Below are 10,552 nucleotides of genomic sequence, written 5' to 3' on the forward strand. Positions count from 1 at the left end.
CTTATGCGTCGTTCATCGCGGTCGGGCGCCACTTCCGTGGTCGCGCCGGCCGAGGCCGGAACCGACATGTCGATGGCCGGAGCATCGGGAAGCGTGGCGTCCGGCATGATGTCGGGAACGACGGGCAGGACGCGCGAGCGCGGCGCATCGGCAGCGGATTGCACGGGGCCGTCGACGACGACATCGGGGGACGATGCCTGTCGGCCGGTTTCGACCGCGGGCGCCGAGTCCGCTCCGAGTTCGACCGCCGGTGCATCGCCCTGCGGGCCGACATCCGGCACCGCCGGCAGGAACTCGGATTCGATTTCGGTGATTTTCGCCTGGATTGCCTTGCGGCGCTTGATGGCGACCTCAACGGTCACACCGGGATTGGCCTGGAGCGCGCGATCAAGCGCGGCAAAAGCCGAGCGATAGACCCTCTCGCGGAACGCGCGGTCCTCGGCATTGCCTTTCTCCAAGGCGTTCCGGATCGCTTTTTCGATCGCGTCCAAGCGGGTCCCTCTGTCTTTGCCTACCTTGCCGTGATCGTTAGCCGCAGGCGACCAATCAATCAACGGGCGAGCGGCGCATTCTGCCTCGCAGAGGTATGCAAAGTCCATTCCGGCGCTGTTCCGGCAACAAAATCAGCATGTTTCACCGATTTTCACGCGCGGAGAGCGCACGTACCGTGCGCCGCATCCCTTGGCGATTGATTGGCGGACAAGGCGGCGGCCGGCTTTCGAGGGTGCCATGACGCCGCCGCAGGAATTGCCAAGTCGCATCTTGAATTCGCGCCCGGTTGCGTCTATCACCGCCGCATCTTGGAGGCGTTGGCTTCCCGGGCCGCTTTAGCTCAGTTGGTAGAGCACCGCATTCGTAATGCGGGGGTCGCGTGTTCGAGTCACGCAAGCGGCACCATTTACTTGTTCACAGCCGTCCATTCGTTTGGGGCCGCAACCCCAACATCTCACGACCTAGATGGGACGGCTGACGTGCCTCGGGACTGCTTGAAGTCGGTGGGAGTAAGGCCAGTTTGGCGCTTGAAGGCGCGGCTGAAGTGTCCCGCATTGCTGAAGCCACAGCGGAATCCAATCTCGCCCATGTTTAGGTCGCTAACCTCGAGGAGCGTCTTTGCGTAGTGCACGCGTATCGCGAGATATGCCGACAGTGGGCTCCTACCGATTTCAGCAAAAAACAACCGTTCAAGCTGTCGTCTCGAAACGCTGAGCGATCTTGCAATGTCGCTGACAGCCAACGTTTCTTGGACGTTGCTCTCCATGAGAAGGAGGGCACGCCTCAGTTGTCTACTTTCGGCGTTTGGGAAAAGATCTCCCACGGGCTGGACGTCGCGGGTCGTCCTGACCCGATCAAGAATAAGGATCTTGGCAGCTTTCTCGCTAGCTTTCTTACCAATGGACTCTGCCACAAAATGACCAGCCAGGTCGGCCGCTCCGACACCGCCAGCGCAGGTTGCGCGGCTTCTGTCGACGGAGAACAGGCTATCCGCATGTGCCAAGACTTGCGGGAACATGGTACGGAAATCTTTGACGTGGAGCCAGCTCACGGACACGTTGTAGCCGTCCAGCAATCCATATCGAGCGAGTACGAAACTGGCTGTGCAGAGCGCCGTCAATCGAACTCCGCGCGATGCGGCCTTTAGCAGGAAGGCTTCCTTCTGGCTTCCAAGAGTATCGCCCGTGTTCAGAAGCCCGCCAACGACAACGATATCGTCGTATTCCTCCGGGTGCTGGAGTTCTCTCGTCGGCATCACTTCGATGCCGCAACTTGCGCGGATAGGCAAACCACGCTCGCCAACCACTTGCCAGTCGAACTCTACTCTTCGACTCCGATCATCCTCGTCGCCCGCAAGCCGCAGCGTGTCGACGAAAAGCGCAAACGGCGAAAGCGTAAAATGGCGCGTCAGCAGAAACGCAAACTTTCTGGCCATCTCTCGTCATCACCGGTTAGGTCGGAGAACTACTGCAGCGTATCGAAAAGTGCCGCGACGATCATTTCAGGCGCATCTTCCTGGACGAGATGACCTGCTTGAGGCACGGCCGTCATCACCCCGTTGGTGAGCTTCTCGGACAATTTCTGTCCTTGCGCGATTGGGATCCACTCGTCTTCACGACCCCATAGAATTCGAACGGGAAAATTCATCGGCCTATAAAGCTTTTCGACTTCGTCGGTGAATTTTTGATCCATTTGGGCGATCTGTCGATAGAAGGCCGGCTTGCCTACGGGCCCAAGCCAAGGCTGCATATAGAGGTCCAGAGCTTCGCTGCGAAGGGTCTGGAACGCCGCGCCTTGCAGGTACGCTCGCAAGATCGATTCGTGAATGTAATCGGGGGCGCCGGCAAACGCGGCTTCATGCTTTCGCGCATGCTGCACCAAGGCGGAGCCCCAAGGGGCGACCGCCACAGGGTCGACCAACAACAGGCTACGATACCGCACATCGTTAAGATAGTGGGTGCGAAGTGCAGTCGAGCCGCCAAAATCATGACAAAGGACGTCAGGCTCCTTCACGCCCCACTCCTTCAACAGTGAGGCAAAAAGTTTGTTCTGCACGCCTAGCGACACATCCTGACCATCCGCCTTTGCGGATTGACCATATCCGAGGAGATCGAAGAAATAGACCGTCCGGCGTGAAGCTATGAGAGGCGCTATGCGGCGCCATACTTGTGACGAAAACGGCGTTCCATGAAGCATCACCAAGGGAGCGCCCTCCCCGATCCGGCCCCACGCAACGTCCTGGCCTTCAAAACGAAACGACTGATCTAGCTTCAGCATCGGTGCCTCTTGATAACCTCTATGATGATGATTGCGGAAATCGTGCCAAGGCGGAACGATCCCGAGCGACATAGCCTATCGTTCTGCGCGGTTCCCTGGATTCGCCGGCTGATTGGCAGAGTACAACACCGGTCGAAATGAAATGGTGCCCCCACCGTTTTCGCTACCCCACAGTCCGCCGTATCCAATCATGGCCGCCATGATCTGGTCCTTTGTCACTCGACCCAACGGTTTGCCGTGTCCGTCGACGACGACGCTCTCGTGCCCGCCATGCTGGCACATCAGCTTTGCAGCCGCATTCAGGGTGGTGTCAGCTGAGAGAAGAGATTTCGGCAAAGCGCTCGCCGGATTTGACGGCGTCATAATCGCGTCAACTCGTATTATACGTCCTCTGTTGACGTCCTTTACAAACGAGGCCACGTAGTCATCTGCCGGCCGAAGAACGATGTCCTGGCTCGAACCTTGTTGAACCACCTCGCCGTTGCGAAGGATGGCAATCTGGTCTCCCAGTCTCAACGCCTCATCAAGATCGTGCGTGATGAACACGATCGTTTTTTTCACCTCCTGCTGAATATTCCGCAGCATCTCCTGCATGTCTGACCGAATGAGGGGATCGAGGGCAGAAAACGCCTCGTCCATCAGCAGGATTGGCGAGTCGCTTGCCAAAGCCCGAGCCAACCCGACACGTTGCTGCATGCCGCCCGAAAGCTGGTTCGGATACCGGTCTTCAAATCCGTTCAACCCAACGCGTGAAATCCAGCGCATCGCCTTTTCACGATGCCTATAGCGATCGCCGCCTTGGATCTCCAGGCCGTACAGGGTGTTCTCCAGAACGTTGCGATGCGGAAGCAAAGCAAATTTTTGAAACACCATCGCCGTGGTGTTGCGACGAAAGGCCCGCAAAGCATGCTCATCCAATTTGAGAACGTCCTGGCCGCCAACGATGATCTGGCCAGCCGTCGGCTCAACCAGCCGGTTGATGTGCCGTATCAAGGTGGATTTCCCGGATCCCGAAAGGCCCATTATGACGTGGACCTGACCAGCAGCCATATTGATGCTAACGTCGTTCAGTCCAAGGACAAGCCCGTGGCGTTCGTTCAACTCATCTTTCGTCATCCCTCTCGCCAATGCATTCAGGTGGTTGTTGGCATTGGCTCCGAAGATCTTGAACAGATGTGAGATAACGATTCCGACTTGTTTTTCTTCACGATCAGGCATGCATCAACTCCAGGTGTCGCTGCAGCCGCTTGCCATAAGCTTGGCTGATACGGTCAAAAATGATGGCGATACCAACAATGGCTAGTCCATTGAACAAACCCAGCGTGAAATACTGATTGTTGATCGCTTTGAGGACCGGTTGACCCAAACCCTGCACCCCGATCATCGAGGCAATGACGACCATGGCTAGTGCCATCATGATGGTCTGATTGACGCCAGCCATGATGGTCGGCAGCGCCAGGGGAATCTGGACGTCTCGCAGCTTTTGCCAATTGGACGAACCGAAGGCATCGGCCGCCTCTAATACATCCTTGTCCACGAGGCGGATGCCCAGATTTGTCAGCCTGATCATGGGAGGGATCGCATAGATTACGACGGCTATCACACCAGGAACCTTGCCGATTCCCAGCAGCATCACCACCGGGATCAGATAAACGAAGCTTGGCATGGTTTGCATGACATCGAGTACCGGATTGATGACCCTCTGGATGCGCTCCGATCTCGACATCGCAATTCCAACCGGCGCACCGAGCACGATGGCTATGATCGTCGAGACAAGGATCATGGACACCGTCTTCATCGTATCGTCCCACATGCTCAGGAACCCGATTGCAACGAGGGTGACGACGGTTCCAGCCACGGTTGTCAAGTTTCGGGATGCAAGCCATGCCAGCCCAGCCGCCAGCGAAATGATCAGCGGCCAGGGCGTGTCGGTTAGAAAGTGCTCGCACTTGATCAGAAGGTACTGCAACGGCGCGAAAACGCCCTCAATTGAATCGCCGTATGTTCGGGTGAAGGTTCGAAAAGCGTCATCCAGCCCCTTTTTGACAAGCCGCAAGGCCTCGTCATTGAGATGGGGAAAATTTGTCAGCCAATCCATGAGGAATTCTCGGTCGGTCAGCCCAGTGAGGGCAATGGCGGTCGCAATGATGGCCGCTCTAAAGGCCACCACCGCGACACGTTGATTAAAGTGCCGCTTTGATTTTTCCGGCGACGCCGACCGGGACCCACTTGGCCCAGATATCCTCGCGTGTCTTGAGGAAATACCTTGCCGCATCGTCACCAGTGGCCTGGTTGTCGGTCATCCAGGTCAAGAGACCGTTCACCGTATCGTTGGACCACGACCGGGTTTGCAGGTACTCCATCACTGCGGGATCAGTACGATCCGAAAAGCCTTTCGTGACGATCGTCTTTACTCGATCTTGCGGCCAAACGTTTGGCTTTGGATCGGCACAATCCGCCACTGTATTGCAACGCTTCCATTCAGCCTGATTGTAAGGAACCCCGAAGTCGAGCTTCACCATTTCATACTTTCCCAGAATCGACGTCGGAGCCCAATAGAATCCGAGCCAGCCTTGGTGGCGCTCATATGACTTTGCTATCGATCCATCCAAGCCGGCTGCCGATCCGGTGTCGATCAAGGTGAAGCCGGCTTTTTCAGCGCCGTAGGCTTTGAAGAGCTGCGTTGTAACAACCGTCGCGCCCCAGCCCTGAGGCCCATTGAAGACCGCCCCTTTCGATGAATCTTCAGGTGCTGGAAAGAGCTCCGGATGTTTGAGCGCATCCGCAATGGTTTTGATATCCGGATGTGCTTCGGACACATACTTTGGAATCCACCACCCGTTGACGCCACCATCTTTGAGGGCCGCGCCAGTTTCAACAAGCTTGCCTAGCTTGATGCCGGTAGCGACAACATCTGGCAGCAGATCGACCCAGATCTCGGGAGCAACATCGGGCTTTCCCTTTTCGATCATGGAGGTGACCGTCGGCACGGTGTCCCCTTCGAGAATTTCCGCATCACATCCGAACCCAGCTTTAAGAATGAACTTGTCCAGGCTTGCCAGCACTTCAGCGCTCTGCCAATTCATGCTGGAGATTGTCAGCTCACCGCAGCTTGATGCAGCATTCGCAGGGAGTGACTCCAGTACAAGAATTGTCAGGCATGCCGCCGCCAGTGGGAGATTTTTCACGTCGTTTCCCCTTTCATTTGCCTATGTGTTACTGAGTAGCGCGCTTGATCGGAGCCGGTCTGTCCGGCGACCGTGATGACGGAACAGACACGCAACGCATCAAAGAGCGCAGCATGGATGTTCCTCGAAGAGACCGCGTCACCAATCCGGAACAACACGAAATCACCGGCCGGGTTCACCGTTCGGTACTCGGCTTTGCCGTCCAATAGAGATGCTACTTCTATTTGGCCGTTGTTGACTGAATGACTTTGAAGATCGAAGTACAATTCAGCGTTTTCTTCCGTCCCGACTTCATAGAAGACATGATCGGCCTGGAATTTTTCTTCCAGGTCGGTGAGGACGTTTCGCACGGTGACGGTCAAACGGTTGCCGTCAGGGCTCAAGGCAACGATCTCACGGTCGGTGAGGAAGTTCACCCCGCGCTGATACAGGTTGCGCATGCCGACGCCGTAGTTCGTCGGCCCGAGATTATGAAGAGGTGTGCGATCCGGCGTTAAGAGAGTGACGCAAGCACCGGATTGGGTTGCTACCTCCGCCGCCACCAGCGAGTGATGGTCGCCTCGATCGTCGAAAATGATGACCTCTCCAACAGGAGGCTGTCCGGTGAACACGTCCCAAATCGGCCGGGCAAGATGCGCGCCGCCAATGTTCAGCGAGCGCGGCAGTGCGCCTGTCGCGATCACCACCAACACAGGTTTCTCACGCAGGATGTCCTCGGCTTCCGCCAGCATGTTGTAGCGAACATCAACGCCGAGATGCTCGAGTTCATTGACCAGCCAATCGATGATCCCGCGCATCTGGCGCCTGGTGGAACCTCCGGCCGCCATGTTAATCTGTCCACCCAGCTGGTTGGACGCTTCGAACAGGGTCACCCTGTAACCCCGCTCGGCGAGAACACGGGACGCCTCCAGTCCTCCTGGGCCTCCACCAACAACGACAGCGCGCAAACCCGCTATTTCATGGCGGCGAAAGCGATGCGGGAAGAAACGCTCGCGACCGGTCGCGGCATTCTGGCCGCATAAAGCGTCTTTGCCTTGATTAACCCGGTCTGCGCAGTAGTTCATTCCGACGCAGGTGCGGATACGATCTTCCTGCCCGGTTTGCAGCTTTGAGACCAGGTAGGGATCGGCGATGTGAGCCCTGGTCATTCCCACCATATCGACAATGCCGTCGCGCAGGGCATGGCGAGCAGTTGCGATATCGGCAATGCCTCCTGCATAGAATATAGGTAGTGAAACGGCCTCACGTATGTCTTTGGCAACTCCAAGGAAACGGGCTGCGGGAGTGCCCATAGGAGGCATCCATTGAGCCAAGCCCAGATCGTCGTATGGCGCTCCCGCAAGCACGTTGAGGAAGTCGACCAGGCCGCACTGCTCAAGCCGCTGGGCGATCTCGATGCAGTCCTCGCGGCTGAGCCCACCTTTGAGGAAATCGTTACCGGTGATCCTCAGTCCTATGATGAACTCGTCACCCACAGCATCGCGGACGCCGTTCAGGACGTCGAAGGTGAGTCGAAGCCGGTTCTCCAGGGAGCCGCCATAATCGTCCTGTCTGAAATTGATCAGAGGGGATAGGAATTGTCCCAGCAAGTGCGAGTGCGACAGGATTTCGATTCCGTCAAAACCGCCCTTTTTGCATCGTGCCGCCGCGGCCGCAAAGTCCTTGGTGACGCGTACTATATCAGCCCTTTCCATACTCTTTGGATAGGCTCGGTGCGCCCGTTCTCGCGTGTTAGATGGTCCTATTACTGGCAGCCATTCCCCTACGTCGCTGGATGTACGCCTCCCCATATGTGTCAGCTGACACATAATCGCGGCGCCATGGGAATGAACGCCCCCGGTAAGCAGTTCAAACCAAGGCAGGATGCTGTCATCGCCGGCATAAAGTTGCCCAAACGCGGACGGGCTGTCCGACGAAACGTTGGTCGATCCCCCCACCACCGTTAGAGCAAGCCCTCCCTTGGCCTTCTCCTCATGATAGAGCCGGTAGCGCTCCGTAGGCCAACCGTTCTCTACATAAGCCGGCGCATGAGCGGTGCTCATAATCCTGTTTCGAAGTTGCAGAGACCTGAGCTGGAATGAATCGAGCAACGGGTCCTTTTGTCGATGGCTATCGTGAGATGGCACTCTTGGCTTCCTCAGCGTATTATGGCTGGGACTATGATTACGGGGTGCTTTTCGGATAGTCAGCGTAAGATCGATCACGCCTGAGGTAAATCAGATTGACGTCTCGTCCGCCTTTGAGATTGCCGCCACTACACAGTCTGGTCGCGTTCGAAGCGGCGGGAAGCCACATGAATTTTACCGCTGCGGCTCATGAGTTGAATGTCACCAGGGAAGCGGTAAGCATGCAGGTCAGGCTCCTGGAATCCAGGCTTGGCGCCAAATTGTTCGAGCGGGGGCAACGAGGCGTGGCACTTACAGAATATGGGCGCCAATTTCACAATACAGTTTCAGAAAGCTTATGGCTGATCTCAAGGGAGTTTAACGAGAAAGTCGCTGACATTCCGGCAAATGTAACAGTTAGTACAACCGTTGCATTTGGAAGTTGCTGGCTGATGCCGAGGTTGGCTGATTTTCGAATTCGCAATCCCGGGATCAATATAAAACTGGTTGAAACCGATGAATGCTTGGATATGAGCAAATTCGGGATAGACATTTCGATTAGATATGGTCGCGGTGACTGGAATAAATTGAAGTCCGAGAAAGTGTTTAGTGAGGAGTTTTTTCCGATTTGCAGCCCAGGATATGTAAATTCTGTCGGCGCCGAAAACTTCCGCAAGTTTCAAAACGTGACGCTGCTGCATCTAGATGGGCGGGCTCACGAATGGGAGAATTGGGACAAGTGGCTTGAATTCGCGAAGCTAACTTCTTTACGCCCTCAGCAAGGAATCTGGTTTCAAAATTACGACAATCTGCTGCGGGCCACCCTCGAAGGGCAAGGGTTGGCGTTGGGATGGACACGCCTTGTTGAGGAGAAGCTGTCAAATGGGAGTCTCGTACGCCCTTTTGACCTCGCCTTCACGACCGGCAATGGCTACTACATTGTTGAAGCTCCAGCGAATGCTCCAAATCGTGCCAGCAAGATCTTTAGGAACTGGATACGCGACAAAATGCGCATCTAGTCCCGTCGCCGTCGGGCGCTTATGGAAACCATGCAAGGATTTTTTCGTGTGTAACAGCGCCGTTACCCGCTGAAGGCCGCACACAGTAGTGTTCTTGTACATCGCGGATTTATACTGATTCGTAACTGGCCAGCTTTCCAGTTGAGTTCATGGACGACGCGCCCTCACTGGGATGGCCGATCCCATGCCGACTCAAGGCGCGGGCAAGGACGTTACGGGACGATCTCTAGGGAACTCGTTGCGACCCGCTTGGCATCGAAAACGATTTTGATTCTAATGGCTTGAGCCGGCAATTGGCTGCCCGCAAGCGCACCATCCCCCCTCCTTTTCGTCGTCTACCCCTTCGCATCTGGTGCAAAGGATTGCGGCGCCGGCCTGGCAGATCTGCCATTGTCGAGACCCCGGTTTGGTGTGAAACTCATGGCCTCAGCATGGGAGGTCAAAAAATGCCCAACAATTTCAAGACCGGAGACGTGGTCAAGCTGAAATCCGGAGGCCCCAGGATGACGGTCAGCGATGGCGCAGCCTCGGGCATGTATCTGTGCCACTGGTTCAATCGCGAGGGCGAGGTGTGGACCCCGCAGCATGCCGGGTTCAAGCCCGAACAACTGATTGCGGCCGACCAGTCGGACTAGAGCTCCTTCCATCCCGATCGACGGGATGCGCACCCGAGCACGAACGGATCAGCACGCGCGACCGACGGATTTTCCGGGTCGCGGCGTTTAACGGTTGAAGCGCGATGACGGCACAAGCCGTCTGCGTCGCGCCAAGCTGGAGACGCACAACATGATCAGCCGTTCGATATTAGTCGTTGCCTTGAGTTTGCAGACCGTTGCGGCTCTTGCCCAGGCAACGACCCCGCCTGCACCGCAGACCGCCGCGCCACTTGCCGCGCCAGGCGCGTCGGGGAGCAGGTCCGACATCACGCTGGCCAAATTCCAGAAGCGGCGCGAAAAGGCGATCATGGCGGCCGACACGGATGGCGACGGCAAGATCAGCCTGCTGGAATGGGAGGCCTTTCAGGCGAAGCGCAACGTCAAGAGCGACGCCGCCAGATCCTTCGCGCGGATCGATTCCAACCATGACGGCTTCATCGATCGCGCCGAACTCGATGCGTTTTTCGCCAAGCGCTTCGCCCGGCTGGACAAGAATGCCGATGGCATTCTGACAGCCGACGAACTGCCGGGCCACAAAACCGCTCCCAAGCAAGAGCAATGACCAAGAGGCAATGACGCGCGATGAACATCGGGAGTGCGCCGACTGATGGCTGCGGATCCGGACGAGGAGCTGGTTCGCCGTGTCGGCGCCGGCGAGCCGGCAGCCGTGCAAACGCTCGTCGCGCGCAAGCTGCCGCGTATCCTGGCGCTTGCCGTGCGCATGCTCGGCGATGCGGCGGAGGCCGAGGATGTCGCGCAGGAAACCTTCGTGCGGATCTGGCGCCATGCCGCGAGCTGGCGGCGCGGCAATGCGC

10 protein-coding genes, 1 tRNA gene and 1 pseudogene are annotated in these 10,552 nt (G+C 57.0%); 5 read left to right on the forward strand and 7 right to left on the reverse strand.

Translation table 11 applies throughout. The features are described 5' to 3' along the window. Nucleotides 1-491 (reverse strand): annotated as a pseudogene (locus tag ENZ75_RS08700) (hypothetical protein); the annotation flags it as partial. Between the two features lie 330 nt (nucleotides 492-821). Here ENZ75_RS08700 and ENZ75_RS08705 point away from each other — a divergent pair. Beyond that, nucleotides 822-897, forward strand: a tRNA-Thr gene (locus tag ENZ75_RS08705). Nucleotides 898-946: 49 nt separating this feature from the next. On the opposite strand, the gene ENZ75_RS08710 is transcribed toward ENZ75_RS08705, so the two are convergent. From ENZ75_RS08710 to ENZ75_RS08735, 6 genes are all read right to left on the reverse strand, one after another. Continuing rightward, nucleotides 947-1,927, reverse strand: coding sequence for a GlxA family transcriptional regulator (locus ENZ75_RS08710; RefSeq protein WP_063169965.1), 981 nt, complete (start codon nucleotides 1,925-1,927; stop codon nucleotides 947-949). Nucleotides 1,928-1,956: 29 nt separating this feature from the next. Then, the gene (locus ENZ75_RS08715) at nucleotides 1,957-2,841 is read right to left on the reverse strand and encodes an alpha/beta hydrolase (protein ID WP_348627661.1); all 885 of its coding nucleotides are present in this window, start codon (nucleotides 2,839-2,841) and stop codon (nucleotides 1,957-1,959) included. A 3-nt stretch (nucleotides 2,842-2,844) separates the two neighbouring features. Next, a complete protein-coding gene (locus tag ENZ75_RS08720) occupies nucleotides 2,845-3,987 on the reverse strand; it encodes a glycine betaine/L-proline ABC transporter ATP-binding protein (protein ID WP_063169963.1) in 1,143 nt (380 codons plus the stop codon). Next, nucleotides 3,980-4,867 (reverse strand): proline/glycine betaine ABC transporter permease, encoded by an 888-nt coding sequence (locus ENZ75_RS08725; protein WP_063170454.1) that lies wholly within the window; start codon nucleotides 4,865-4,867, stop codon nucleotides 3,980-3,982. The genes ENZ75_RS08720 and ENZ75_RS08725 overlap by 8 nt, the downstream gene beginning before the upstream one ends. Before the next feature lie 85 nt (nucleotides 4,868-4,952). Further along, complete coding sequence (locus ENZ75_RS08730) at nucleotides 4,953-5,942, reverse strand: ABC transporter substrate-binding protein (RefSeq protein ID WP_164746276.1); 990 nt, start codon at nucleotides 5,940-5,942, stop codon at nucleotides 4,953-4,955. Nucleotides 5,943-5,953: 11 nt separating this feature from the next. Further along, nucleotides 5,954-8,047, reverse strand: a complete 2,094-nt coding sequence (locus ENZ75_RS08735) for an FAD-dependent oxidoreductase (protein ID WP_245441299.1) — start codon at nucleotides 8,045-8,047, stop codon at nucleotides 5,954-5,956. A 155-nt stretch (nucleotides 8,048-8,202) separates the two neighbouring features. On the opposite strand from ENZ75_RS08735, the gene ENZ75_RS08745 reads away from it, so the two are divergent. The 4 genes from ENZ75_RS08745 to ENZ75_RS08760 form a co-directional block, all read left to right on the forward strand. Beyond that, a complete protein-coding gene (locus ENZ75_RS08745) occupies nucleotides 8,203-9,081 on the forward strand; it encodes a LysR substrate-binding domain-containing protein (RefSeq protein ID WP_275955642.1) in 879 nt (292 codons plus the stop codon). A gap of 446 nt (nucleotides 9,082-9,527) precedes the next feature. Then, complete coding sequence (locus tag ENZ75_RS08750) at nucleotides 9,528-9,716, forward strand: DUF2158 domain-containing protein (protein ID WP_013527958.1); 189 nt, start codon at nucleotides 9,528-9,530, stop codon at nucleotides 9,714-9,716. A 151-nt stretch (nucleotides 9,717-9,867) separates the two neighbouring features. Continuing rightward, nucleotides 9,868-10,299: an acid-shock protein gene (locus tag ENZ75_RS08755; RefSeq protein WP_128278028.1), complete on the forward strand. Its 432-nt coding sequence runs from the start codon at nucleotides 9,868-9,870 to the stop codon at nucleotides 10,297-10,299. Between the two features lie 45 nt (nucleotides 10,300-10,344). Next, nucleotides 10,345-10,552 (forward strand): sigma factor (locus ENZ75_RS08760; protein ID WP_281061228.1); only part of this gene is annotated, 208 nt, incomplete at its 3' end.

The organism is Mesorhizobium sp. M7A.F.Ca.CA.002.04.1.1, from assembly GCF_004022805.1.
Classification (GTDB): Bacteria; Pseudomonadota; Alphaproteobacteria; order Rhizobiales; family Rhizobiaceae; genus Mesorhizobium; species Mesorhizobium ciceri.